Source organism: Intrasporangium sp., from assembly GCF_032907665.1.
Lineage (GTDB): Bacteria > Actinomycetota > Actinomycetes > Actinomycetales > Dermatophilaceae > Intrasporangium.
In genome coordinates this window covers 17,994-42,624 of sequence record NZ_JAJJPG010000002.1, presented here as the reverse complement: position 1 = coordinate 42,624, position 24,631 = coordinate 17,994, and the positions used below count along the sequence as shown (strand labels likewise).

Annotated in this window: 22 protein-coding genes; 15 read left to right on the top strand and 7 right to left on the bottom strand. The window is 70.7% G+C overall.

The window, feature by feature from the left end:
• Positions 1-69 precede the first annotated feature (69 nt).
• Positions 70-570, top strand: a complete 501-nt coding sequence (locus tag LOY02_RS00600; RefSeq protein ID WP_317180370.1) for a CinA family protein — start codon at positions 70-72, stop codon at positions 568-570.
• An 88-nt stretch (positions 571-658) separates the two neighbouring features.
• Complete coding sequence (locus tag LOY02_RS00595; RefSeq protein WP_317180369.1) at positions 659-3,202, top strand: DEAD/DEAH box helicase; 2,544 nt, start codon at positions 659-661, stop codon at positions 3,200-3,202.
• Positions 3,203-3,219: 17 nt separating this feature from the next.
• On the opposite strand, the gene LOY02_RS00590 is transcribed toward LOY02_RS00595, so the two are convergent.
• Positions 3,220-4,191, bottom strand: a complete 972-nt coding sequence (locus LOY02_RS00590; protein ID WP_317180368.1) for a zinc-binding dehydrogenase — start codon at positions 4,189-4,191, stop codon at positions 3,220-3,222.
• Between the two features lie 155 nt (positions 4,192-4,346).
• Between LOY02_RS00590 and LOY02_RS00585 the strand changes: the two genes are divergently transcribed.
• Positions 4,347-6,047 (top strand): MFS transporter, encoded by a 1,701-nt coding sequence (locus tag LOY02_RS00585; RefSeq protein WP_317180367.1) that lies wholly within the window; start codon positions 4,347-4,349, stop codon positions 6,045-6,047.
• 166 nt (positions 6,048-6,213) lie between these two features.
• Positions 6,214-7,002 (top strand): DUF1206 domain-containing protein, encoded by a 789-nt coding sequence (locus LOY02_RS00580; protein ID WP_317180366.1) that lies wholly within the window; start codon positions 6,214-6,216, stop codon positions 7,000-7,002.
• Positions 7,003-7,020: 18 nt separating this feature from the next.
• Here the strand turns inward: LOY02_RS00580 and LOY02_RS00575 are convergent, their stop codons facing one another.
• From LOY02_RS00575 to rocD, 6 genes are all read right to left on the bottom strand, one after another.
• The gene (locus LOY02_RS00575) at positions 7,021-7,713 is read right to left on the bottom strand and encodes a phosphatase PAP2 family protein (protein ID WP_317180365.1); all 693 of its coding nucleotides are present in this window, start codon (positions 7,711-7,713) and stop codon (positions 7,021-7,023) included.
• Entirely contained in the window at positions 7,703-8,425 is a 723-nt protein-coding gene (locus tag LOY02_RS00570; RefSeq protein WP_317180364.1) for a phosphatase PAP2 family protein, read from the bottom strand. The genes LOY02_RS00575 and LOY02_RS00570 overlap by 11 nt, the downstream gene beginning before the upstream one ends.
• Positions 8,426-8,573: 148 nt before the next feature.
• Positions 8,574-9,515 (bottom strand): diacylglycerol/lipid kinase family protein, encoded by a 942-nt coding sequence (locus tag LOY02_RS00565; protein ID WP_317180363.1) that lies wholly within the window; start codon positions 9,513-9,515, stop codon positions 8,574-8,576.
• A gap of 69 nt (positions 9,516-9,584) precedes the next feature.
• Positions 9,585-10,154: a type 1 glutamine amidotransferase domain-containing protein gene (locus LOY02_RS00560; RefSeq protein ID WP_317180362.1), complete on the bottom strand. Its 570-nt coding sequence runs from the start codon at positions 10,152-10,154 to the stop codon at positions 9,585-9,587.
• A gap of 129 nt (positions 10,155-10,283) precedes the next feature.
• A complete protein-coding gene (locus LOY02_RS00555) occupies positions 10,284-11,543 on the bottom strand; it encodes a hypothetical protein (protein ID WP_317180361.1) in 1,260 nt (419 codons plus the stop codon).
• A 78-nt stretch (positions 11,544-11,621) separates the two neighbouring features.
• Positions 11,622-12,881 (bottom strand): ornithine--oxo-acid transaminase, encoded by a 1,260-nt coding sequence (gene rocD, locus LOY02_RS00550; protein WP_317180360.1) that lies wholly within the window; start codon positions 12,879-12,881, stop codon positions 11,622-11,624.
• A 105-nt stretch (positions 12,882-12,986) separates the two neighbouring features.
• Here rocD and LOY02_RS00545 point away from each other — a divergent pair, with 105 nt between their 5' ends.
• From LOY02_RS00545 to LOY02_RS00495, 11 genes are read left to right on the top strand one after another with little or no spacing between them, the layout of a single operon-like run.
• Complete coding sequence (locus LOY02_RS00545) at positions 12,987-14,525, top strand: ABC transporter substrate-binding protein (RefSeq protein ID WP_317180359.1); 1,539 nt, start codon at positions 12,987-12,989, stop codon at positions 14,523-14,525.
• 3 nt (positions 14,526-14,528) lie between these two features.
• Positions 14,529-15,464, top strand: a complete 936-nt coding sequence (locus LOY02_RS00540; RefSeq protein ID WP_317180358.1) for an ABC transporter permease — start codon at positions 14,529-14,531, stop codon at positions 15,462-15,464.
• Positions 15,461-16,273: an ABC transporter permease gene (locus LOY02_RS00535; protein ID WP_317180357.1), complete on the top strand. Its 813-nt coding sequence runs from the start codon at positions 15,461-15,463 to the stop codon at positions 16,271-16,273. Before LOY02_RS00540 ends, LOY02_RS00535 begins: the two co-directional genes overlap by 4 nt.
• On the top strand, positions 16,273-17,259 hold the full coding sequence (locus tag LOY02_RS00530; RefSeq protein WP_317180356.1) for an ABC transporter ATP-binding protein: 987 nt from the start codon (positions 16,273-16,275) through the stop codon (positions 17,257-17,259). The genes LOY02_RS00535 and LOY02_RS00530 overlap by 1 nt, the downstream gene beginning before the upstream one ends.
• Positions 17,256-18,287 carry an ABC transporter ATP-binding protein gene (locus LOY02_RS00525; protein ID WP_317180355.1) on the top strand — a complete coding sequence of 344 codons (1,032 nt, stop codon included), beginning with the start codon at positions 17,256-17,258 and terminating at the stop codon, positions 18,285-18,287. The genes LOY02_RS00530 and LOY02_RS00525 overlap by 4 nt, the downstream gene beginning before the upstream one ends.
• Positions 18,259-18,924 carry a DJ-1/PfpI family protein gene (locus LOY02_RS00520; protein ID WP_317180354.1) on the top strand — a complete coding sequence of 222 codons (666 nt, stop codon included), beginning with the start codon at positions 18,259-18,261 and terminating at the stop codon, positions 18,922-18,924. Before LOY02_RS00525 ends, LOY02_RS00520 begins: the two co-directional genes overlap by 29 nt.
• Positions 18,924-20,366 carry an amidase gene (locus tag LOY02_RS00515; RefSeq protein WP_317180353.1) on the top strand — a complete coding sequence of 481 codons (1,443 nt, stop codon included), beginning with the start codon at positions 18,924-18,926 and terminating at the stop codon, positions 20,364-20,366. Before LOY02_RS00520 ends, LOY02_RS00515 begins: the two co-directional genes overlap by 1 nt.
• Complete coding sequence (locus LOY02_RS00510; RefSeq protein ID WP_317180352.1) at positions 20,363-21,445, top strand: hypothetical protein; 1,083 nt, start codon at positions 20,363-20,365, stop codon at positions 21,443-21,445. Before LOY02_RS00515 ends, LOY02_RS00510 begins: the two co-directional genes overlap by 4 nt.
• A complete protein-coding gene (locus tag LOY02_RS00505; RefSeq protein ID WP_317180351.1) occupies positions 21,442-22,152 on the top strand; it encodes a TetR/AcrR family transcriptional regulator in 711 nt (236 codons plus the stop codon). Before LOY02_RS00510 ends, LOY02_RS00505 begins: the two co-directional genes overlap by 4 nt.
• On the top strand, positions 22,149-23,012 hold the full coding sequence (locus LOY02_RS00500; RefSeq protein WP_317180350.1) for an amidohydrolase family protein: 864 nt from the start codon (positions 22,149-22,151) through the stop codon (positions 23,010-23,012). The genes LOY02_RS00505 and LOY02_RS00500 overlap by 4 nt, the downstream gene beginning before the upstream one ends.
• Positions 23,009-24,625, top strand: coding sequence for a class I adenylate-forming enzyme family protein (locus tag LOY02_RS00495; protein ID WP_317180349.1), 1,617 nt, complete (start codon positions 23,009-23,011; stop codon positions 24,623-24,625). Before LOY02_RS00500 ends, LOY02_RS00495 begins: the two co-directional genes overlap by 4 nt.
• Positions 24,626-24,631: the final 6 nt, after the last annotated feature.

The following is a 24,631-nucleotide window of genomic DNA, read 5'->3' as shown; positions in this document are numbered from 1 at the left end:
CCCGGCACCCGTGGCCGGACCGTCGCGACGCGCTGACCGCAGGACCGCCATCACGGGTAAGGACTGGGCATGAGCACGCCTGATGACCTCACCAGCCAGGCCGAGCGGGCCTCGGCGGCGATCGCCCGCGCCGCGATGCGCGACGCCCGCACCATCGCAGTCGCCGAGTCCCTCACCGGGGGGAAGGTCTCGTGCCACCTCGGAGCGGCGCCCCACTCCAGCGAGTGGTTCCAGGGGTGTCTCGTGGCGTATGCGAGCGACGTCAAGCACCGCGTGCTCGGGGTGCCGGACGGACCTGTGGTCAGCGAGGTGGCCGCCGCGGCGATGGCCGTCGGGGTTGCCGGCCTCCTCGACGCCGACCTCGCCGTCGCCGTCACCGGGGTCGGCGGGCCCGACCCGCAGGACGGCGAGCCGCCGGGCACGGTGTGGTTCGGGTTGAGCAGCCACGGCGAGGTCACCACGGACCTGCAGCGCTGGGACGGAGAGCCCGAGGACATCCTCGACCGGACCACTGTGCACGCCTTGACCCTCCTCGAGCGCGCCCTCGAGCGACGCGCCGCCCGCGACTGAGCGGCATACGGTCCGCTCCGCCCCATCCCCTGCCCCGCACCACGGCCCGCGTTGGGCGCACGAGCCTACCCGGCGGCATACTCACGGGGTGAAGAACCTCAGTGAGCGGATCCCCGCCAACCCGGATCCCGACAGCCTCTACGAGGTCTTCACCGAGTGGTCGAGCGAGCAGGGGCTCACGCTCTACCCCCACCAGGACGAGGCGTTCCTCGAGATCCTGAGCGGCAGCAACGTCATCCTCGCGACCCCCACCGGGTCGGGGAAGTCGCTCGTCGCGAGCGCCGCGCACCTGACCGCCCTCGCCGAGGACCGCGTCTCCTTCTACACCGCGCCGATCAAGGCGCTCGTGTCCGAGAAGTTCTTCGCGCTCTGCGCCCAGTTCGGCGCCGACAACGTCGGGATGATCACCGGCGACGCGTCCGTCAACGCGGACGCCCCGATCATCTGCTGCACCGCCGAGATCCTCGCCAACATCGCGCTCCGCGAGGGATCCGCGGCCGACGTCGGCCTCGTCATCATGGACGAGTTCCACTTCTACTCCGAGCCCGACCGCGGCTGGGCCTGGCAGGTGCCGATCCTCGAGCTCCCGCAGGCCCAGTTCGTCCTCATGTCCGCGACGCTCGGCGACGTGACGATGTTCCGGGACGACCTCACGCGACGCACCGGACGGGCCACCGCCGTCATCGCGGGCACGGAGCGGCCGGTCCCGCTCGAGTTCTCCTACGCCGAGACCCCGTTGCACGAGACGATCGAGGAGCTCCTCGAGGCAGGACGCGCCCCGGTCTACGTCGTCCACTTCACGCAGGCGGCCGCCCTCGAGCGGGCCCAGGGCCTGATGGGAGTCCGGATCACCTCGCGTGAGGAGCGCGACGCCATCGCGGAGCGGATCGGCGGCTTCCGGTTCGGCGCAGGCTTCGGCCGGACGCTGTCGCGCCTCGTGCGCCACGGGATCGGCGTGCACCACGCCGGCATGCTGCCGAAGTACCGCAGGCTCGTCGAGCAGCTCGCCCAGGACGGCCTGCTCAAGGTCATCTGCGGCACGGACACGCTCGGCGTCGGGATCAACGTGCCGATCCGGACCGTGCTGCTCACCGGGCTGACCAAGTTCGACGGCACGAAGCAGCGGATGCTCAAGGCGCGCGAGTTCCACCAGATCGTCGGGAGGGCCGGCCGGGCGGGTTTCGACGCCCGCGGCTGGGTCGTCGCGCAGGCGCCGGAGCACGTCATCGAGAACCTCCGCGCCGTCGAGAAGGCCGGCGACGACCCGAAGAAGCAGCGCAAGGTCCAGCGGAAGAAGGCCCCCGACGGCTTCATCACCTGGTCCCGCGAGACCTTCGAGCGGCTCATCGCGGCCGAGCCGGAGCCGCTCCAGCCCCGGCTGCGCATGTCCCACGCCGTGCTCATCAACCTCCTTGCCCGCCAAGGGAACCCGGTGGCCCACGCGGTCCGGCTCATCCGCGAGAGCCACCACGACGACAAGGACCAGCGCCGGCTCGGCCGCCACGCGCTCGTCCTGGCTCGCGAGCTGATCACCTCGGGGGTCGTCGAGCGGTTGGCGGCTCCCGACGCGTCCGGGCGGCGCCATGCCCTCACCATCGACCTGCAACGGGACTTCGCACTCAACCAGCCCCTCGCCCCGTTCGCCCTCGCCGTGATGGACACCCTCGACCCGGAGTCCGAGACGCATGCCCGCGACATCGTCTCGGTCATCGAGGCGATCCTCGAGGACCCGCGACAGGTCCTCTGGGCCCAGGAGCACCGGGCCCGGGGAGAGGCGGTCGCCGCGATGAAGCTCGACGGCGTCGAGTACGAGGAGCGCATGGAGCGGCTCGAGGAGGTCACCTGGCCCAAGCCGCTGGCCGACCTCCTGGAGGTCACCCTCGCGGCCTACCGGCAGACCCATCCCTGGGTCTCGGCCGACGCCCTGTCACCGAAGTCCGTGGTCCGCGAGATGTACGAGCGCGGCATGACGTTCAACGAGTTCGTCTCCGCCTACGGCCTCTCCCGCTCCGAGGGCCTGCTGCTGCGCTACCTCACGGACGCCTACCGGACGCTGAAGCACACCGTCCCGGAGTCGCATCGGAGCGAGGAGCTCGAGGACATCATCGAGTGGCTCGGCGAGCTCGTCCGTCAGACCGACTCCAGCCTGCTCGACGAGTGGGAGGACCTCGTCAACCCCGCCCAGGTCCTCACCCGGGAGGACGACGTCACGCCACCCACCCGTCCGATCACCGCCAACGAACGCGCCTTCATGGTGCTCGTCCGCAACGCGATGTTCCACCGGGTGGAGCTGGCGGCGCGCGACCAGTGGGAGGCGCTCGGCGAGCTCGAGGCACGGGTCGCCGAGCTGACCGATCCCCCACAGCAGGTCGCCATGGATGCCAGCGCCTGGAACGACGCCCTCGGCGCCTACTACGACGAGCACGACTCGATCGGGACCGACCAGCAGGCCCGCTCGCCTGCCCTGCTCCAGGTCGAGAAGCTCCCCGGCACCTGGCGACTGCGCCAGGTCGTGCTCGACCCCGAGGGCCACCGGGACTGGGGCATCACCGCCGAGGTCGACCTGAGCGCGAGCGACGAGGTCGGGGCGGCGGTCCTCACGGTCACGGGCTTCGAGCGCCTCGGAGGCTGATGCCCTGTGTCCGTGGCTCAGGGGACGAGCACGACCTTGCCCATCGCGCGGCGCTCCTCGAGGTCGGCGTGGGCTCGTGCCGCCTCGTCGAGCGGATAGGTCGTCGTCAGGGGTGACCACTGTCCCGCAGCAACCCGCTCGAGGGCCCGGCCCGCGAGGCCCGGGATCCCGCCGGGCAGGGCCAGCATGCGCGCTCCGAGCGACCACGAGACGGTGAGTCCGCCAGCGATGACATCGGCGGTCGTGAACTGGGTCGGCTCTCCCGAGGAGTAGCCGAACATGACGAGGCGACCGCCGGCGCCGAGCAGCTCGAGTGAGCGCCTGCCCACCTCGCCCCCCACCCCGTCGTAGACGACCGTGGCCTCACCGACCGCGTCACGCACGACGTCGGCCCACCCGTCCACCGTGTAGTCGACCGTGTGGTCGACGCCGAGCTCGCGGAGTCTCTCGACCTTGCCGGCGCCGCCCGCCAGGGCCACGACGGTCGCACCGGCATCCCGCGCGGACTGCGCGAGGAGCCAGCCGAGCCCACCGGCGGCTGAGGGGATGAGCACGGTGTCGGCGGCACGGACGGGCTCGGTCTCGAGGATGCCCAGCGCGGTGCGGCCCGTGCCGACAGCGGCGATGGCGGCGGCGAACGCGACGCCGTCCGGCAGGGCGAAGAGCTTCGCGGGGTCAGTGACCGCCTGCGACGCGTAGCCGCCCGGCACGAGACCGAGATGGGCGACGACCCGCTGGCCGAGCCAGTCGCCGGGCACATCGGCGCCGACGGCATCGACGACCCCGGCGACCTCGCGTCCGGGGATCGTCGGCAGCTCCGGCGCCGGCATCGGGCCCGGTTCCCCCCGTCGCAAGGCCGTGTCGATGAGGTGGACGCCACTCGCCTGCACGGCGACCCGCACCTGGCCCGGGCCAGGTGTGAGGTCCGGGAGCTCCTCGGGCGCGAGGTTGTCCGCCGGCCCGAACTCGTGAAGTCTGATTGCTCGCATGGCCACACTCCACACTCTCAAGCGCACGTGAAGTCCAGCGGATTTTCGCCTCGGCCGACCCGGCGCCCGCCGGGGCAGTTCCTGCGATTCGACTCCGGCGCCCTCGCGCCCGGGCATACAGTCGAGCGACCGCCACGGCCCGCAAGGGGTGCCAGATGAGGACCGACAAACCGGACGGCTTGCTGAGAGTCCTGCGCCACAGGGATTTTCGCCTGCTCATGATCGCGTTCACCACGTCCTTCGCGGGGTCGTGGGCGTACAACGTCGCGTTGATGGGCTATGTCTGGGAGGCCACGAGGTCGCCCGTCTGGCTCGGCGCCGTCACGATCGGCCGGTTCGTCCCGTCGCTCCTCCTCGGGGCCTACGGCGGCGTCCTCGCCGACCGCTTCGAGCGGGTCCGGCTCATGATCTCGATCGATGTCGCGTCGGCAGCGCTGATGATCGGTCTGGCCGTGCTCGCGGCGGTGGGTGGCCACCCCGCACTCGCCATCGTTCTCGCGGCGGTCTGCTCGGTCCTCGGCATGACCTACGAACCGGCGACCGCCGCCCTGACGCCACAGACCGTCCCGGAGCGGGAGCTCGCCGCGGCGAACACCATCCGCAACACCGTCGACAACATCGCGATCATCGCGGGCCCGGCCATCGGTGGTCTGCTGCTGCTCCTCGGCTCGCCCGCCCTCGTCTTCGCCATCAATGCGGGCACGTTCCTCGTCTCTGCGCTCATCACCGGGCGGATGACGGTCCGGTCGCAGCCGGTGGACGTCACCGAGGGCGGCGCGAGCAACCCGCTCCGGCAGATGCTCGTCGGCGTCCAGGCCATCGCGTCGTCCCAGACCGCCACCGTGCTGTGTGCCTTCAGTGTCATCGCCAGCTTCGTCTACGGCGTCGACACCGTGCAGCTCATCGTCCTGTCCGACGAGCGGCTGGGCACCGGCGCGGACGGCTACGGCTACCTGCTCGCCGGGCTCGGCGTCGGCGGTCTGGCGGCGGCGGGACTCGTCAACCGGATCTCCGCACTCCCCCGGCTCGGGACCGCCATCCTCGCCGGCATGGCGGTCTACTGCCTGCCGACACTCTTCTTCCTCGTCGTCGAGAGTCCCGTCGCCGCCTTCGCCATCGAGGTGGTCCGGGGCGGGGGGACGATCATCGTCGACGTCCTCGCCGTCACTGCCCTCCAGCGCTCCTTGCCCGCGGACAAGCTCGGGCGGGTGTTCGGCGCCTTCTTCACCTTCGTCCTCGCCGCGATCTCGCTCGGCGCCTTCGTCACCCCATTGGCGCTGGCGGCCACGTCCCTGGATGCCACGCTCTGGATGGCAGGCCTCGGGATCCCGGTGCTCTGCCTCCTCGGCCTGCCCGTGCTGCGTCGCATGGACAACGCGAACGTCGCCACCGTCGCTGCCCTCGAGCCGCGCATCGCCGTCCTGCAGCGGGCCGCCATCCTCGCCGAGGCCTCACGGCCCGTCCTCGAGCGCCTCGCCTCCAACGCCGAGGAGATCACCGTCGACGCCGGCACCGACGTCGTCCGGGAGGGCCAGGACGCCGACGCCTTCTACGTCATCGAGTCGGGTTCGATGGCGGTCCGGTCCCGCGGCGGCGAGGCCATGGAGCGGGAGCTCCCGTCGATGGCGGAGGGCCAGTACTTCGGCGAGATCGGCCTCCTGCGCCGGATCCCGAGGACGGCGACCGTCACCGCGCGCGAGCCGAGCACCCTGCTCAAGATCACGGCCGAGGACTTCCTCGAGGCCCTCACGACCGGCAGCGCGTCGGTGTCCATGCTCGAGGGCGCCCGCACCCGGCTCGCGCGCACCCCCACGTATGCCGTCGACGCCGAACCGCGAGACCTCCTGCCGGACTGACGGACTGCCGGACTGACCAGTCGCCCGACCCCAGCAACACGCCCGGAACGTCGCAACGCACGGGTGAAATATCCGGGAGCAGTTGCTGAGTGCCGGGCGTGTTGCCGGGGCTTGGGTACATGGTGGGTCAGACGCCGCACCGGCGGCACCGGGAGACGAGGGAGACATGGAAGAACACAGCGTCAAGCAGGCGGCGCGCGAGGCAGGCAACCAGGACGCGCTGCAGATGGCGGCTCGGGCCGGCTACGCGGTCAACGGGGTCCTCCACCTCCTGATCGGCTGGATCGCGCTCCAGGTCGCGTGGGGCCTCGGCGGCTCGGGGAGCGCAGACCAGTCCGGTGCGCTGAGCGCCCTCGCCTCCAACACCGTCGGCATGGTCATCCTCTGGGTCGGCGTCATCGGCTGGCTGGGCCTCGGGCTGTGGCAGCTCATCCAGGCGATCGTCAGCAGGGACGAGGCGAAGGAGCGGCTCAAGTACGTCGCGAAGGGCATCACCTACCTCGTCCTGTCCTGGACGGCGTTCGGGTTCGCCCGGGGTGGCAGCTCCTCGAGCTCGGAGCAGTCCTCTGACTTCACGACCACCCTGATGAGCCAGCCCCTCGGCACCGCGCTGGTCGTCATCGTCGGCCTCGTCGTCATCGGCGTCGGCGCCTACCACGTCCACAAGGGGTGGAAGCGCAAGTTCCTGTCCGACCTCGTCGAGCACCCCGGACCTGCCGTCGAGAAGCTCGCCCGCTTCGGCTACATCGCCAAGGGGGTCGCCCTCGTCGTCGTCGGCGGCCTCTTCGTCCTCGCCGCCGTCCAGAACGACCCCGAGGAGGCCACCGGTCTCGACGGCGCCCTCAAGACGATGCTCGAGGCGCCCGCCGGCCAGTGGCTCCTCACGCTCGTCGCGCTGGGATTCGTCGCCTTCGGCATCTACTCGCTGGTGCGGGCGAAGAAGGCGCGAGTCTGACCGCCACGCAGCAGCGGCTCAGCTGCGCCTCCGACGCAGCCAGTGCCAGGCAAGGAGCGCGCAGACGACGCCGTTGACGACGCCGAGCAGCACGTCAGTGAGATGGTGCATCCCCCGGTAGAGCCGTGCGTAGGACACGAGGACGGGGACGAGGATGCACACTGCGGTGACGAGCCGACGCAGCCAGCGCCGCTCGATGCGCTGCGCCATCAAGGCGAAGGTGAGGTAGAGGGCCGTCGACGCGCCGACGTGCCCGCTGGGATAGCTCGACGTCGGCGGCGCAGGGTCGAGCTTCTCGACGTCCGGCCGCTCGCGTCCCACGATCCACGCGGCGATGACGAAGACGGTCGCCTGGATCGAGATCGCGATCGCCGGGATGACGGCGTACCACCACTGCCTCGTCCGCCACAGGATGATCAGGCTGATGACGGCACACGTGCCGATGATGATCTCGGTGTTGCCGAGGCGTGACCAGATGTCGGTCGTGACGTTCCAGAAGGGCGTGAACGACCTCCCCTCCTGGAGCTCCTCGTTGACGGCGATCTCGTCCTGGAGGCCGCCGAACGGTCCCATGATGAGCCAGCCCACGCCGACGATGACGGCGAAGAGCGCCACGCTCGGTCCGAGCACTCGGGCCGCGGCGTCGCGCCACGCCTCCCCCGCGCTGGGTCTGGACTCGTCCCGCCGCCAGCGGTGGAGGTCAACGCTCATCGTCGTCGCTTTCTTCAGGGGGAAGGGGATTGAGCTCGTGCGGCTCGGGACCGGCCGTGCCCTCGGGCGGCGGCGGGGCGTGACGGTGGCTGGGGTTCCAGCCGAGGTAGCCCACGTAGGACGCGATGCCGAGGCCCGCGCCGAAGAGCAGGCCCGCGGTGACGTCCGACGGGAAGTGCACCCCGAGGAACACGCGGTCGGCGGCCGTGATCACCGCATAGGCGACGGCACTGACCAGCATGATCCGACGACCGCGCCGGCTGAGGACCGGCCAGACCAGGAGGGTCACGATGGTGGCGACCGCCGCGGCGTTGGCGGCGTGGCCGGAGGGGAAGCTGTAGCCCGGGGCGTGGGACACCGGGTCGCTGACCACGGGGCGGGCGCGCTGGACGATCTCCTTGAGGAGCAGCTGGAGGTTCCAGGCCACCATCATCGTGACGAAGGCCCACAGGGCTCGGGTCTTGAGGTGATGGCGCTTCCAGACGACGATGCACAGGATCGTCGCGGCGATGTAGGGCCACTTCGGCTGCGTCAGCTCCTGCCAGACGACGAGGACCTGGCGCAGCCCAGGGTTCTCGCGGGTCACGTCGGTCGCAGCGGCGATGACGGCTTCGTCGAACTCGATGACGGGCAGGAACTTCTGCCGCACGACGAAAGCGAGGAGCGTCACCGGGACGGCGAAGACGAGGCCGTAGCCGACGGCCTTGAGCATCCGTCGACCCCGACCGTATGCCGCTGAGCGCGCTGCCAGCGCGGGTGCGGGTCGGTGGGCGGCCGAGTCCCGGGACGGGTCGACTGACCGGCCCGCCGGGTCGGTCGACGGGTTCACGGATGGGTTCGCGGCACGGTCGGCCGCCCGGTCAGGCATGGCGCACCAGGAGGGACTGGGGCTCGATGCGGATCTGCAGCCGGCGCCGTTCGCCGATGGGGTCGCCGTCGATCTCCGCCTCCGTGGGTCGCGCCGACTCGATGCTGAACTCGCTGCCCCGCATCCGGTCAAGGCGCTGGTGCCCGACGCGATGCCTCGTGCTGATGTCGGCGAGCACGGAGGCCCACCCGAACAGTCCGCGGGGGGCGATGACGACGGCGTCGAGGATCCCGTCGTCGACGACGGCCTCCGGCATGAGCTCGATCCCGCCCTGGAGCGTGCCGCAGTTGCCGACGATGACGGTGCGGGCGTGGCGCCGAAGCCGGTCGCCGGGGGCGCCGACGACGCCACTCGCGCCCGACGCGGCCACGGTCACCGGGAAGCCCCGGTTGAACAGGTTCGCGACGCCGGACATCACGTAGGCGGGCCAGCCGAGCACGCCCTTCACCCGCTCGCTCGTCCCCGCCATGACCTCGCCGTCGAAGCCGAGCCCGGTCATGATGAGGAAGACCTCCTCCGGGTCCTCGTCAGCGGTCACGAACCCGACGTCGATGCGCAGGTCCGACCCGGTGAGGAGGGGCTCCATCGCGTGCTCCGTCGAGTCGACCGGCAGGTCGAGGTTGCGGGCGAGGAGGTTGCCCGTTCCGCCCGGCAGCAGGCCGAGCGCGACGTCGGTCCCGACGAGCGCAGTCGCGACTGCGCGCACGGTGCCGTCACCGCCGAGCGTCGCGACGACGTCCGCTCCCGCCTCGACCGCCTCACGGCCCTGCTTCTCGCCGGTCTCCTCCGCCGTCGTCTCGATCCACGACGGTTCGTCCCAACCGTGTCGGCGGCAGGCCTCGGCGACGACTGCCTGGTCGGCGTCGAGGTCCTCGACCTTGATCGGGTTGTAGACGACGGTGAGTCGTCTGCGTCGTCGTGGAGAATCCGGCATGCTGCATCTTCCTCGCTCGGGGCCCCCGCCACCAGTGACGTACCCAAGCGAGTCGCCGGACTACCTCCCTCAGGAGGCGGAGCCGGCCGCGGCGGTCGGAGCGGAGGCTGCGCCGTGCTGGAGCGACTCGAGCAGCGCCGAGCAGAACTGCGGCAGGTCGTCAGGCTTGCGGCTCGTCGTGATGTTGCCGTCCTGGACCACCGGCTCGTCGACCCACTCGCCACCGGCGTTGCGGATGTCCGTCTTGATGCTCGGCCACGACGTGAGCCGCCGCCCCGACACGACGTCTGCCTCGACGAGCATCCACGGGGCGTGGCAGATGACGGCCACGGGCTTGCCCGCGGCGACGAACTCCCTGACGAAGGCCACGGCCTGCTGGTCCTGGCGCAGGGCATCGGGGTTCGCGACACCGCCGGGGAGGACCAGCGCGTCGAACCCGTCCACCCGGGCGTCGGCGACGGTGACATCGACCTGCTTCGTGTCGGCCTTGTCGAGGTGGTGGAACATCTGGACCGTGCCCGGCTCGGGGCTGACGAGGACGGCCTCGTGACCGGCGTCGGTCACGGCCTTCCACGGCTCGGTCAGCTCGACCTGCTCGATCCCTTCGGCGGCGACGAGGAACGCGACCTTCTTGGACATCGGCTCATCCCTTTCGGCTCGGACGCCGTGCTCGACGTCGATGGGTGCTGGACGGGTGGGACAGCCCGCCCTTACCCGACTGACGCGGAAGGACACGCGAGCTGGACGCCGGGCCCAGCGGCATACGGCCTAGTGGGCGACGTCGAGCCGGGCCCCCTCGTCCTGCGTCCACAGGCCGACGAGGCCGTGGAAGTGCGCGAGGAACCGCTCCCGCTCGTGCTCGGGATAGGTCGCGTCGACGGTGTGCCGCAGCATCCGGGTGAAGGCGTCGCTCCGGAACCACTCGAGGGCGGCCGCGTCGAAGTGGGCCAGGTGCCGGGCGCACCACTCCTGGTAGGCAGCGGTCTCGAAGTACTCGTCCGCGATCGCGAGGTAGGCGTCGAGCTTCTCGTCGTCGTCGAGGTCGTCGCGGTCGGCCACGTCGAAGTAGCGGCGCGTCTCGAGGTCGACCGTCCTGGAGCGCCGGCCCGTGACGAGGCAGTAGGCCGTCCACCGCACGAGAGCCTTGATGGCCCATGGGAAGTAGTAGTGCAGCGAGGTGACGGCGACGTCCGGGCAGGCGTTGGCGTAGTCGATGGGGTAGACGTCGTCGCCCGTGACGAGCATCTCGCACGAGTTGAACTCCCAGCCGAAGAAGGCGTTGACGATCCGGCTGATCGCCGCCGTCTCCCGTCCGGCGCTCGGGCTGAGGAAACCGTGGCTGACGGCGTAGCGGTTGTGCATCGGCTCCTCGGGCCGGAAGTTCATCACCATCGTCTCGGGGCCGATCGACAGGGCCCGGGCGAAGACGTCGTAGTCGATCGTGGCCTGCAGGTGCATGAGCATCTCGCCGGACTCGTCGTAGGCGCGCACCAGGTCGCCCTCGTCGTCGATCCGTGAGACCCCACGCCAGCCCCCGCCGTCGAACGGCTTCATGTAGAGCGGGTAGCCGAGGTCGTTCGCGATCTGCTTGAGGTCGAAGGGACGGTTGTACTTCGCGCTGGTGTAGGCCCAGCGGACGTTGTCCACGGGGTGCTTGTAGGGCACGAGGATCGTCTGGGGCACCTTGAGCCCGAGGCGCATGAGCGCGCAGTAGGCGCTGTGCTTCTCCATCGACTGGAAGGTGAACGGGCTGTTGAGCAGGTAGGTGTCGTCGACGAGCGCCGCCTTCTTGAGCCATTCGCGCGGGTGGTAGTACCAGTGGGCGAGCCGGTCGATGACGAGCTCGGTCCGCACCGGCTGGCGCAGGTCGAACGGCTCGATGGTCAGGCGCTCGGCCCTCAGCTCGTGGGTGACTCCGTCGTCGGTGGTGATGGGGCCGACCAGCCCGAGCAGTTCCTCGAACGCCGTGGGCCAGTCCTCCTCGGCTCCGAGGAGCAGGCCGATGAGGTGGGTGCGCGACTCAGCCATGTGCCGATCCTTGCAGGACTGTCAACACAAGGGGCCGTATGCCGCTGGGCCCGCGTCCGCGTGGCCGGCACCTGACGCTCAGCCGAGTTCGGCGAGCACCTCACCGAGCTGGCCAACGGCATGGTCGAGCTCGTCCTCCTCGATGACCAGTGGTGGCGAGAACCTGATCGTCGACCCGTGCGTGTCCTTGGCGAGGATGCCGCGCTCCGCCAGCCGCTCGCACACGTCCCGGCCGGAGGCGAGGTCCTCGTCGATGTCGATGCCCGCCCACAGTCCGATGACCCGGACTGCGGCGACGCCGTGACCGACGAGGACGTCGAGACGTGCACGCAGGTGGTCGCCCAAACGGGCGGCGCGCTCCTGGAAGGTCCCCTCACGGAGGATCTCGACGACCTCGAGGCCGACGGCGCAGGCCAGCGCGTTGCCACCGAAGGTCGACCCGTGCTGCCCGGGTCGGAAGAGCCCGAGCACGTCCGCGTCACCGAGCACCGCCGAGACCGGAACCACCCCGCCCCCGAGGGCCTTCCCGAGGATGATCAGGTCTGGCTCGACTCCGACGTGCTCACAGGCGAGGGTGCGACCGGTGCGGGCGAGCCCGGACTGCACCTCGTCGGCGACGAGCAGGACGTCGCGTTCGGTGCACAGGGCGCGCACCCGTGGCAGGTAGTCGGCCGGGGGGATGATCACCCCCGCCTCACCCTGGACCGGCTCGAGCAGCACCGCCGCCGTGCGGTCCGTGACGGCCGCGTTCAGCGCCTCGACATCGCCGTAGGGGACGGTCACGAAGCCCGGGGTGAACGGTCCGTAGCCGCGGCGGGCGACGGGGTCGTCGGAGAAGCTGATGATCGTGGTCGTTCGGCCGTGGAAGTTCCCGGAGGCGACGACGATCTCGGCCTCGCCCTCGGGGACGCCCTTGACCTCGTGGGCCCACTTCCGCGCCGCCTTGATGGCGGTCTCGACCGCCTCCGCGCCGGTGTTCATCGGGACCATGAGGTCCTTGCCGACCAGGCCGGTCAGGGCGTCGGCGAACTCCCCGAGCCGCGTGTGGTGGAACGCGCGGCTGACCAGGGTCAGCTCGTGGAGCTGGGCGGAGGCGGCGGCGAGGATGCGGGGGTTGCCGTGACCGAAGTTCATCGCCGAGTACGCCGAGAGCAGGTCGAGGTGACGGCGCCCGTCGACGTCGGTGACCCAGGCCCCCGACGCGGACGCAGCGACGACGGGCAGCGGCGCGTAGGTGCGCGCGACGCGTTTCTCGTCGAGGCACAGGACGTCCGCGGCCGCGAAGGAGGATGGACGGGTGGCGCTGGGCGGCAATGCAGTTGGCACGTCGAAGGTCATGGCAGAACTATCGGGGCCGCACCATCTCTCAGTCAATCGATCGACTGAAAATTGTTCGGTCGATTGATTGACATACGTGCTTCCGTGGGCCTACCGTCACCCACCATGAGCATTCGACGTGGGCTGACTGCAGGGCTTGCTGCAGTGCTGGTGACGTCGTCCCTGTTCCTCGCCTCGTGCGGGACCGGGGACGACGAGGCATCGGCTTCCCCGAGCTCGGAGAAGCCGACACGCAAGGAGCTGACGATCTTGCGGACCAACGACATCGACGGCTGGGACCCTGACGGGGCGCGAGTCGTCGCCTCCTGGGTGACCCTTCCCAACGTGCTCGAGGGCCTGGTCCGCGTGGCCAAGGACGGCGTCACCATCGAGCCGGCTCTGGCCGAGTCCTGGGTGTTCGACGCGGCCGAGCCCTCCTACACGTTCACGCTCCGCAAGGACGTGACCTTCAGCGACGGCACCCCCCTGACGGCAGAGGACGTCGCCTTCTCCGCAACGCAGTGGGTCAAGGGCGAGCGCCTCGGCTCGATGTTCGCCGACATCGCGAGCGCCACGGCGGTCGATCCGACGACCGTCAAGCTCACGCTGACCCGGCCGAGCACCTTCCTGCTGGACTTCCTCGCCAGCGGCATCGCCCCGGTCGTGCCGAAGGACTACGCGGGGAAGTCTCGAGAGGCCTTCTACCAGGACCCGGTCGGCGCCGGCCCCTACGTCGTGGACACGTACTCCGCAGGCGTCGAGACGGTTCTGGCGCGCAACGACCGCTACCACGGCGAGCCTGCACCGCTGGACAAGGTGACCTACCGGATCGTGTCCGCGCCGAGCCAACAGCTCGCACAGTTCGAGAGCGGTGAGGCCGACATCATCGAGTCACTGGACCCCACTCTGGCAGGGCAGGTGCCGGAGTCCCGGCGGCAGACGGTGAACCCTGCGTCGAAGAACCTCGACGTCATCTTCAACTACGCCTCGGAGCTCGGCCGGGATGCGGCCTTCCGTGAGGCGGTGAGCTATGCCATCAACCGCGATCAGCTCGTGGAGATCGCTTACGACGGGCTGGCGACCCCGGTCAAGGGCATCATGCCCCCCGGGACCATCGGTTCGGTGGGCTGCGACTGCGATGCGTGGAGACACGACCCGGAGGCCGCGAAAGCCGCTCTCACGAAGTCCGGCTACGACGGCGAGAAGCTGCACCTCGTCACCGAAGTGACGAGTGGTGACTCTCCGCAGATCGAGCTGATCCGAGCCGACCTGGAGGCGGTCGGCATCGACGTCGAGGTCGAGGAGCTCGACCTCCAGGTCCTGCTCGAACGTGTCGCCGGCGGCGACTACGACATCGGGGTCGGCACCTACAGCAACGTCTCCCCGACGGCCGGTGACGTGTTCTTCTACATGTACGTCTCGAAGTTCTTCGGCTCCGGCGCTCCGGTGGAGCCCTTGCTCGAGCACTTCAACACGTTCGCCGTGGCGGCTGACGCGGACGCAAAGGCCGCCGCGGTGCGCGGCCTGGAGTCGTGGGCAGCCGAGGCACGGCCCATCGTGCCTCTCGTGTCGACGTCCCTCGTGGTGCCGGTGAGCGAGTCGGTCCACGGCCTCAAGGTGCGGCCGTACAGCCGGTACTACCTGGACGAGCTGTCGGTCGGCTGAGCCGTGCGCGTCACACGGATCCTGGTGCGCCGAGCCGTCAGCGCGGCGCCGCTCCTCCTGGTGCTGCTGTTCCTCACCGTGGCGTTGCAGGCGATCACGCCGGGCGACCCCGCCCGGGCGATCGCCGGGCCGCGAGCGAGCGAGGCGGTGCTCGCCGCGACTCGCGCGGCCTACCACCTCGACGACGGGATCGTCCAGCAGTTCACCTCGGCGGTCGCGCGCGCCCTCCAGGGCGACCTCGGCACCTCGAACCGTTCTGGGGTACCGGTGACGACGCTGATCTCCGAGCGCGCGCCGCGCACCGCCTGGCTGGCGGCCCTCGGCCTGCTGGTGTCCGCCCTCATCTCCCTCCCCTTCGGTATCTGGGCGGGCACCAGCAGCCGGTTCGAGCGGACCGTCGTGGACCAGGCCAGCCTCGTGTCGATGAACCTGCCGACGTACTGGCTGGCGCTGGTGCTCGTCCTCGTCTTCTCCCTCGGCCTCGCCTGGTTCCCCGTCGGCGGGTTCGGGGAGGGTCTGGGCGACCGGCTCCAGCACCTGGTCCTGCCCACCGTGGCGATCAGCGCCGCGATCGCACCGGTGCTGGTGAGGAGCCTGTCGGAGTCCATGGCCCGGGTGATGGCGGCGGACCACGTGACGACCGCCAGGGCAGCCGGGCTGGGCGCGGGCACGGTGGTACGCAGGCACGCCATCCGCAATGCGCTGCCGCCGATGGTCACTCTGCTCGGCCTGCAAGCCGGCTACATCGTCTTCGGCCTTGTGCTCGTCGAGTCGAGCTTCGACATCAACGGGCTCGGGACCCTGCTGTTCGAGTCCGTCCGCGAGCGGGACTTCCCTGTCGTGCAGGGGTTGACCCTCGTGCTGGGCATCTGCGTCGTGCTGGCGAACCTGCTCGCCGATGTCGCTGTCGCCCTCCTCGACCCGAGGTGGTCCCTGTGAGGGGCGCCGCCGGCGCGGTCGGTCACGGCCTTCGCTCACCCGCAGGGCTGGCCATGGTGCTGCTCGTCCTCCTCGCGGCCCTGGCACCGGTGCTCTGGCCGGACCCGAGGGCGGTGGGCGGCGACCGCCTTGCCGCTCCGGGCTGGCAGCACCCCTTCGGCACCACCCTGCTCGGCCAGGACGTCCTGGCCCAGACCGCGCACGCCCTTCGCGTCGACATCCTCCTGGGCGTGCTCGCCGTGCTCGTCTCCCTCGCCGTCGGCGCGCTCCTCGGAGGGGTGGCCGGCTACCTCGGTGGTCGGTTCGACCGCCTCTTCGTCGCGGTCGCCGACCTCACGCAGGCCCTGCCGGTGGCCCTCATCCTCATCGCGCTTGCCTTCTCCCTCGGACCGAGTCCGTCGACCATCCTCATCGGCTTCGCGTTGTTCGGCTGGTTGCCCTACGCGCGCCTCACGCGCACGGAAGTCGCCCGCGTGCGCAACCTCGAGTACATCAAGGCCGCCGAGCTCATCGGCCTGCCCCGAACCGTCGTCGTGGCTCGACACGTCGGCCCGAACAGCTACGACCAGGTGCTCGTCTACGCAGCAGCGCACGTGGGTGTGGCGGTGCAGACCATCGCGGCGTTGGCCTTCATCGGCGTCGCCCTCCCCGACGGGACCCTCGAGATCGGCCGGATGATCGCCACCGGGGCCCCACGCCTGAGGGACGCCTGGTGGCTCACGGTCTTTCCCGGGCTCGCCCTCGTCGCTCTGGGCGTGGCCAGCGGTCGGCTCGCCCGCCGCGTCGGCGACCCCGGAAAGGAGTACTGATGACCACCGACGTCCTCACCGCCACCGACGTCCTCCGTGCCGGGGCCCTGACCATCGAGTCCGCGGCAGGCCCCATCGTCCACGGGGCCGGGCTCCGGCTCGGCCAGGGGCGATCCCTCGGCATCATCGGTGAGTCCGGCAGCGGCAAGACGATGACGCTGCGGTCACTCATGGGGCTGCTGCCGGACGGCGTGCGCCTCGCCGGCGGACGGATCGAGATCGCCCTCGGCGCCGGGCCCTCCCGGGTCGTCCAGGACCCCGCAGAACTTCGTGGCCGCGGTGTCTCCATGGTGTTCCAGGACCCGCTGTCCGCCCTCGACCCCACGATGCGGGTCGGCGCCTTCGTAGCCGGGGTGGTCGCGCACCACGACCACGTGTCACGACGGCGCGCGCGAGCGACAGTGCACGGCCTCCTCGCCGAGGTCGGATTCGCCGACCCGGCCCGGATCGCCGCCTCGTTCCCGCACCAGCTGTCCAACGGGCAGCGGCAACGGATCGTCCTGGCCATCGCCTTGGCCACTCACCCGGAGGTGCTGCTCTGCGACGAGGCGACATCGGCGCTGGACGTCACGACGCAGGCCCAGATCGTCGACCTCCTCAATGAGCTGCGTGTCCGCCGGGGGCTCTCGGTGGTGTTCGTCACCCATGACCTCGCTGTCGCCAGGTCGGCCGTCGACGACGTCGTCGTGATGTTCGCCGGCCGGGTCGTCGAGGTCGGCGACATCGACACCGTGTTGGAGCGGCCGCGACACCCCTACACGCGCGCGCTCATCGACGCCTACTCGACCGGAGCCCAGGATGCCGGCTCGGGGAACCTGGCCCGCGCGCTTCCCGTCACCGACCCGGGCTGCCCCTACCGCCGGCGGTGCGCCGCCGCCACAGCGGACTGCGTCGCTCCCATCGAGCGGCTGGACCCGCTGGCCATTCGCGTCGGCAGCAGCTGCGTGCGGGACCGGGACGAGCCACAGGTCTGGGGTGCAGCGTGAACGCGGTGGTGAAGCCGGCTCCCGGCACGGCGAGCACCGTGAACCTCGTGGTGCGGGACCTGTCGGTGCACTACCGCGTGCCGGCATGGTTCGGGTCGAGGACGGTGAGCGCGGTGGATGGCGTGTCCCTGACGATCGAGCCGGGCAGGGTCGTCGGGCTCGTGGGCGAGTCCGGGTGTGGCAAGTCGTCCATCGCCCGCGCCATCGTCGGGCTCACCGAGCCGTCGGCCGGTCAGGTGCTGCTCGGCGACACCCCTCTCGGCCGCCGTCGCAGCCGGGAGCAGCGGCACGCCGTGCAGATGATCTTCCAGAACCCCCGGGCCTCGCTCAATCCGCGGCGAAGCGTCCGCGAGGCGTTGGCCGAAGCCCTCGCCGTGGTCGGCGTGGAAGGTCCCCGTCGAGGCCAGAAGCTGCATGACCTGCTCGACTCCGTGTCCCTCTCCGACGAGCTCCTGGACCGCCTCCCTGCCCAGCTCTCCGGCGGCCAGTGCCAGCGCGTGGCCATCGCTCGAGCGCTCGCGTTGAAGCCGCGGTTCCTGCTCGCCGACGAGGCTACCGCCGCACTCGACGCCACCGTTGCGGCGGGGACCGTGGCCCTCTTCCGCACGTTGGCCGACGAGTACGATCTCGGCGTCCTGCTCATCACCCACGACCTGCACACCGTCGAGTGGATCGCCGACGAGGTGGCGGTGATGTATCTGGGCCGCCTGGTCGAGCAGGGCACCGTCGACACCGTGCTCGAGCGCCCTCTCCATCCCTACACGGCCTGCCTGCTGGACGCCCGGCCCTCCCTCCGGCCTCGCGGTCCACGGCGGTTCGAGCTGCGGGGCGAGGTGATCGACAGCGCACCTGGCGGCTGCCAGTTCGCACCACGCTGTCCGGTGGCCACCGAGATCTGTCACCTCGACCGTCCCGTGCTGACCCAGGGCGGCCACCGCCTGGCCTGTCACCACCCCCTCGATCCGGTCCGTCCTGTCGATCCCGAACCCAAGGAGAACGATGCACATCGTGTTCCTCGTCCCGCATGAGCTGCCGACCGCCCAGGACTTCGTCGGTCCGTGGGAAGTGCTCGCCCGGTGGCCTGACCGGACCATCCAGCTCGCGACGAGCAGGCCGGGGACACTGGTCTGCGACACGGGCATCGAGGTGCACGTCCCCCTCGGCCTCGAGGACGTGCCGCAACCCGACATCGTCGTCGTGCCGGGTGGCTCCAACCCCTACTCCGCCATGGCTGACAAGGCCGCGATCGGCTGGCTCCGCGAGGTCCAGCAGGGCGTCACGTGGTTCGGCACCGTGTGCACCGGATCGGCCGTCCTGGCCCGCGCGGGGATCCTCGACGGACGCTCGGCGGCCACGCACTGGGCCTTCCGGGACGAGCTCGCGTCGCTGGGTGTGGACGTCAGCGAGGAGCGCGTGGTGGTCGCCGGCAACGTGATCACGTCCGCGGGGATCACCGCCGGGATCGACATGGCCCTGACGATGACCGAGCTCGTCCACGGTCGCAGCTACGCCGAGGCCGTGCAGCTGGGACTGGAGTACGACCCAGCGCCACCCACCGACTCGGGGACTCCGGCAAAGGCGACCGCCGAGGTCCTCGCCTTCGTCCGTGATGCGCTCACGGCGAGCGTCCTCGCCCGCAACCCCGCACGACGAGAGGATTCCTGATGCTCGGCCCGTTCAGCAGTGCGCTCGACTGGAGTGCCGCCATCCGCAACGGAGAGGTCAGTCCGCTGGAGGTTCTCGACCTCTATCTCGAGCGCATCGACCGGCTCGACCCGTCCCTGAACTCCTTCCTCTTCCGCGCCGACGACGAAGCCCGCGCGGCGGCTCGCGCGATGGGCGACCGGCTCGCCCGCGGAGAAGAGGACCTGCCCCCCTTCTTCGGCGTTCCGCTGTCGGTCAAGGGTCTCAACGACGTGCGGGGCTGGGTCAACCGATACTGCTCGTTCGGCACCCCCGACGTCCCGGCCGAAGCCGATGACCCGTACGTGGCTCGGTTGCGTGCGGCCGGCTTCGTCTTCGTCGGTTTGACGACGTCCCCCGAGTTCGGTTCGATCTCGGTGACCGAGTCCGCCATGCATGGAGCCACCCGCAACCCCTGGGATCTCACGCGCAGCCCGGGAGGATCCAGCGGCGGTGCCGCGGCAGGCCTCGCGGCCGGGCTCGTGCCGATCGCACACGGCAGTGACGGGGGTGGCTCGATCCGTGAGCCGGCGTCGTTCACCGGCCTGGTCGGCCTCAAGCCCAGCCGTGGACGGGTCGCGGACTTCTACACCCCTTCGCCGGGTTTCGCGACGGAGGGGGTGCTCAGCCGCACCGTCGCCGATACCGCAGCGGCCCTCGACATCCTGTCCGTCCAGGACCCCCGCCGGTGGTACGTGCTCCCCGCGCCCGGCCGGCCCTTCGCAGACGCCGTCACCGAGGACCCGGCTCCGCAACGCATCGGTGTGCTGCGCCGACCGGGCCTGCCGGTTCCCGTCGAGGACGAGGCCATGCGCGCGGTGGACGCAGCGGCAGCGCTGCTCAGCGACCTCGGGCACAAGGTCTTCGAGGTCGACCTGCCCGGCTTCGACCCCGAGCTGATCGAGCGGCTGTTCACCACGATCTGGATCGCCTCTCATGGCGCCTTCCCCGGGGTCGACTTCGAGCGCACCGAGCCGCTGACGAGGGAGCTGCACCGCCGGGCCGCGCAGCTCAGCGTGCCGGCGGTGGTCGAGGCGGTCGCCGCGATGCAGCGCGTCACGGCGCAGTGCCTCACGCCGTGGAGTGAGGGGCGACTCGACGCGCTGATCACGCCGACGACCCCCTCGGGCCCGCCGCCCATCGGCTGGCTCTTCGAGGAGGTCGAGGTCGACCCGATGTCGGTCCTCTTCCGGGCGTACCACCACGCCGGCTTCACCTCCACCTTCAACATGTTCGGTCTGCCCGCGATCTCGCTTCCGCTGCACGTCCGCGCCGACGGCCTCCCCGGCGGTGTGCAGTTCGTCGGCGCTCCTCGGGCAGACTGGGAGCTGCTCCAGCTGGCAGGGCAGGTGGAGCGGGCCGCGCCCTGGCACCAGCGAGTGCCGGTGCTCGCCCTCGCGGACGGAGGGGTGCACGTCGCATGACCGTCGTACAGACCGTGACCGGGCCGCTCCGGGCGGAGGATCTGGGCGTCACCCAGATGCACGAGCACCTGGTGTCCGACTTCCGGCTGTACCTCCCGGAGGACCGCGACCCCGACCCCGCACGCGACGAGCCCCTCGAGCTCGGCAATCGCTACGAGCTCGCCGCCCACCTGCTCAACGAGGACGTGCTTCGGGTCGACGACGTCGAGGTCGCCGCCGACGAGCTCGGCTGGTTCGCCCGCGCCGGCGGACGCACCGTGGTGGATGCCACGAGCATCGGCATCGGTCGAGACCCGCACGCGCTCGCCGAGCTCTCGACCCGGACCGGCGTCAACGTCGTCATGGGTTCCGGATGGTACGTCGCTGCGTCGATGAGCGAGGACACCCACGAACGGTCCGAGGAGTCGCTTGCCGAGGAGATCGAGTCCGACCTGACCCTCGGTGTCGGTGACACCGGCATCCGGGCGGGCCTCATCGGCGAGGTCGGCCTGTCCTGGCCACACCACCCGGTCGAGCTGCGGTCCCTGCGCGCGGCCTGTCGGGCGCAGAGTCGCACCGGCGTGGCGCTGCAGATCCACCCCGGACGGCACCCGGACTCCCCCCGTGCGGCCATGGAGGTGGTCGAGGATGCGGGAGGTGACCCGACCCGCACCATCATCTGCCACGTGGAGCGCACGCTCACCTCGGTCGCGGCCATGATCGAGCTCGCCCGCACCGGCTGCATGCTCGAGTTCGACCTCTTCGGCCAGGAGTCGAGCTACTACTTCGTCCCCGGCTTCACCGGCATGCCGAACGACGCCGGCAGGGTGCGCCTCATCCGTGCCCTGCTCGACGCAGGACTCGGTGACCGCGTCCTGGTCAGCCAGGACATCTGCACGAAGGTGCACCTGCGTCGCTACGGCGGGGAGGGCCTGCACCACGTGCTCCATCGCGTGGTCCCGCTGATGCACCGCATGGGGATGACCTCCTCGGAGGTGCACCAGCTCCTCATCGCCAACCCGGCGCGGGCCCTGACGGGCTCGATATCGTCGGCACCGCGGCGCGACCCGTCCGAACCGATCTCCGGGAGACCAGCATGAACACACGAGCATCAACCGGCGAGCGCATCTGGCAGGCGGCACTCACCCTCTTCGCCCGCCAGGGCTTCGCCGGGACCAGCACCCGCGACATCGCCGTGGCGTCGGGCCTGACCCAGGGATCGCTCTACCACTACATGGGCTCCAAGGACGACCTCCTCGAGCAGGTGATGTTCGGCGCAATGACGGGTCTGGTCAACGCAGCCCGCGAGCTCTCCCGCGCGACGGGCGGCGACCCGGTGCCGACCCTGGCCGGACTCGTTCAGCTCCATGTGGCCGTGCACGCACGGCACCGGATGGAGGCGATGGTCGTCGACCGGGAGGTCGCCCAGCTGGGCCCCGCAAACCAGCGGCGGATCACGGCGATGCGCGACGAGTACGAGGACCTGTGGCGCGAGACGATCGTCAGGGGTATCGAGGCCGGTCGGTTCGCCGTCGCCGACCCGCGCCTCGCCACCCTCGCGCTGCTCGGCATGTGCACCGAGGTGGCGACGTGGTACCGGCCCCGGGGGCGGATGTCGGAGGACGTCATCGGCCTGCGGTTCGTCCAGATGAGCCTGGGCCTGCTGCGCGCCACCGATGCCGGGGGCGGCGAGGTGGACGCCGAGCAGGTGAGCGTGGGCGACATCGCGCCGTACCTCGCGATCTACGAGGAGCGCGGGGGCCACGGCATGGTCGGGGCGAAGGCGACAGCGAGGGCGGGGTCATGATCGTCGACTTCCGGGTCCGGCTCCCGCTCGAGCTCTGGCCGGCGCACGTCCGCGACGGTTTCACCGACCACTACCCGCAGTACGACTCGGTCCTGGGGGTCTCCGCGTCCCTGCAACGCACGGAGGCCGATCTCGTCGCCGAGCTCGACGATGCCGGTGTCGACCACGCGGTGGTCCACGCCGAGCATGAGTTCGGCGACATCGCCGATGCGCTGAACGAGTCGGTGGCGGGCTTCGTCGCGACCGCACCGGCGCAGCGGACCGGCTTCGGGACCGTGTCGCTGGGGCAGGGGGACGTCACGAGGATGGTTCGTCAGGTGCGGCGTTGCCATGCGCTCGGCCTCAAGGGCATCAACGTCCAGCCGGCCTTCTTCGGTCGCAGCATCGATGACCGCGAGCTCTTCGCGGTGTATGCGGCGGCCGACGAGCTCGGTCTCGTCGTGGCCATCCACACCGGCGTGAACTACGACCGGAAGAGCCCGATGATGGCGGAGCACCCGATGCTGCTCGACCGGGTCGCCTGTGCCTTCCCCGGACTGCGGTTGGTGGCCTGCCACGCAGCCTGGCCCTGGGCCGCCGAGCTCGCCGCCGTGGTCCGCCGGCATCCGACGGTGTCCTTCGACTTCGGTGGGATGTCACCGCGCTACCTCCGCAGGCCCGACAGCGGGTGGGCGACGCTGATGTCGCTCATCGACAACATGCTCAGCGAGAACTGCCTCTTCGCCACGGACTGGCCGGTGTTCAGCCACGGCCGGGCGCTCGCCGAGTGGGAGGCCATCGAGCTCAAGGACAGCACGCGGCGGCGACTCCTGGGCGAGAACACGATGCGGCTGCTCGAGCTCGAGGCCCTGGTGCCGTGAAGGGGGCGATCCACGCGTCGGCGACCGGCCTCGACAGGACACCGGCGCTCGACCGGATCGGCGACTACCCGGCGTACTTCGCCCGGCACACGCCGCACGCGGACGCAGTCGTCACCCCTTCCGACGTCCTCAGCTATGAGGCGTTCGACGGCGAGATCAACGAGCTGGCCCGCGCCATGCTCGCGCAGGGGGTGCGGCGAGGCGACCGGGTGGCCATCCTCGCGCCGCCGAGCCCGGTGCACCTGGCACACTTCATGGCCGCTGCCCGCATCGGCGCGGCTTGGGTGGGCCTCAACCCACGGCACACCTCCGATGAGCTCGAGGTGGTGCTCCGCGACGCCGCGCCGCGGCTCGTCGTCGTGACGCCCGAGTACGACGGGAGGGACTACCGGGAGACCTTCGGCGCGTTCGCCGAGGGCTGCCTCGCCGATGCCGTGGTGGTGTCCCTGGGCGGGGCCGCCCGGGGGCTGACTGGCTGGCGCGACGTCCTCGCCACCGGGCAGTCGGTCACCGACGACGCTCTCGCGGCCGCCGTCGCCGAGGTGACGGCCGACGACACCGTCGCGATCGTCTACACCTCGGGCACGACCGGGACGCCGAAGGGCGCGATGCTGAGCCACCGGTCCGTGGTGACGACGGCCCGGATCCAGTGTGCCCACTGGTGGGCGCAGCCCCTCCGGATCCTCAACAACCTCCCGATCAACCACATCGGCGGGGCAGTTCAGATCGCCTGTCACGCCCTGGTGGCCGGAGGGGCCAATGTCCTGATGGAGCGGTTCGACCCTGTCGCCCTGCCCACCGTCGTCCGGGATCGCGGTGTCACGGTCATCCACCAGGTGCCGACGATGTACCAGCTGCTCCTCGACCGCGGAGCCCCCACGGACGAGGACTTCGCCTCCGTCCAGGTCCTCATCTGGAGTGGCGCCGCCGCGTCGCGGCCCTTGGTGGAGCGGCTCCGCCGGTTCTGCGATCGGCTGTACACGAGCTACGGGCAGACCGAGACGGGCGGCGAGGTCCTCTACTCCCCGGAGGGCGCGGGCGACGAGGAGCTCGTCGACTGGGTCGGACTGCCGGACCCGCGGATCGAGGTGCGGGTGGCGCCGCAGGCCGAGGACGATCCCCCGTCCGCCGGGGAGCTGCAGGTCCGTGGTCCGACCGTGATGACCGGGTACTGGGGGCGGCCCGAGGACACCGCCGCCACGGTCACCGACGACGGCTGGTTGCGCACCGGCGACCTGGCCGAGGTTGGGCCCGACGGCCGGCTCCGGATCGTGGGCCGGCTCCGGGACATGTTCAAGTCCGGCGGCTACAACGTCTACCCCCGAGAGGTCGAGCAGGTCCTGGAGCTGCACCCGGGGGTGAGCACGGCCGCCGTGCTGGGAGTGCCTGACCCGATGTTCGGCGAGGTCGGCGAGGCCTGGGTGCTGACCATCTCCGATGCGATCTCCCCGAGAGACCTCGACGCGCACTGTCGAGCGCACCTTGCGAACTACAAGGTGCCCAAGACGTTCCACCTGCGCAGGGACCTGCCGCTGCTTCCGGTCGGCAAGATCGACAAGGTCGCCCTGCGGGCCTTGAGCCGTCCTGAGGGTCGCGTCGGGCAGGACGCCTGAGGGTCC

Excerpts from the sequence above, each read along its gene's own strand:
- LOY02_RS00600 (WP_317180370.1), top strand. The coding sequence starts at position 70 with ATGAGCACGCCTGATGACCTCACCAGCCAGGCCGAGCGGGCCTCGGCG.
- LOY02_RS00590 (WP_317180368.1), bottom strand. The coding sequence starts at position 4,191 with ATGCGAGCAATCAGACTTCACGAGTTCGGGCCGGCGGACAACCTCGCG.
- LOY02_RS00585 (WP_317180367.1), top strand. The coding sequence starts at position 4,347 with ATGAGGACCGACAAACCGGACGGCTTGCTGAGAGTCCTGCGCCACAGG.
- LOY02_RS00580 (WP_317180366.1), top strand. The coding sequence starts at position 6,214 with ATGGAAGAACACAGCGTCAAGCAGGCGGCGCGCGAGGCAGGCAACCAG.
- LOY02_RS00575 (WP_317180365.1), bottom strand. The coding sequence starts at position 7,713 with ATGAGCGTTGACCTCCACCGCTGGCGGCGGGACGAGTCCAGACCCAGC.
- LOY02_RS00570 (WP_317180364.1), bottom strand. The coding sequence starts at position 8,425 with ATGCTCAAGGCCGTCGGCTACGGCCTCGTCTTCGCCGTCCCGGTGACG.
- LOY02_RS00565 (WP_317180363.1), bottom strand. The coding sequence starts at position 9,515 with ATGCCGGATTCTCCACGACGACGCAGACGACTCACCGTCGTCTACAAC.
- LOY02_RS00560 (WP_317180362.1), bottom strand. The coding sequence starts at position 10,154 with ATGTCCAAGAAGGTCGCGTTCCTCGTCGCCGCCGAAGGGATCGAGCAG.
- LOY02_RS00555 (WP_317180361.1), bottom strand. The coding sequence starts at position 11,543 with ATGGCTGAGTCGCGCACCCACCTCATCGGCCTGCTCCTCGGAGCCGAG.
- rocD (WP_317180360.1), bottom strand. The coding sequence starts at position 12,881 with ATGACCTTCGACGTGCCAACTGCATTGCCGCCCAGCGCCACCCGTCCA.
- LOY02_RS00545 (WP_317180359.1), top strand. The coding sequence starts at position 12,987 with ATGAGCATTCGACGTGGGCTGACTGCAGGGCTTGCTGCAGTGCTGGTG.
- LOY02_RS00530 (WP_317180356.1), top strand. The coding sequence starts at position 16,273 with ATGACCACCGACGTCCTCACCGCCACCGACGTCCTCCGTGCCGGGGCC.
- LOY02_RS00520 (WP_317180354.1), top strand. The coding sequence starts at position 18,259 with ATGCACATCGTGTTCCTCGTCCCGCATGAGCTGCCGACCGCCCAGGAC.
- LOY02_RS00515 (WP_317180353.1), top strand. The coding sequence starts at position 18,924 with ATGCTCGGCCCGTTCAGCAGTGCGCTCGACTGGAGTGCCGCCATCCGC.
- LOY02_RS00510 (WP_317180352.1), top strand. The coding sequence starts at position 20,363 with ATGACCGTCGTACAGACCGTGACCGGGCCGCTCCGGGCGGAGGATCTG.
- LOY02_RS00505 (WP_317180351.1), top strand. The coding sequence starts at position 21,442 with ATGAACACACGAGCATCAACCGGCGAGCGCATCTGGCAGGCGGCACTC.
- LOY02_RS00500 (WP_317180350.1), top strand. The coding sequence starts at position 22,149 with ATGATCGTCGACTTCCGGGTCCGGCTCCCGCTCGAGCTCTGGCCGGCG.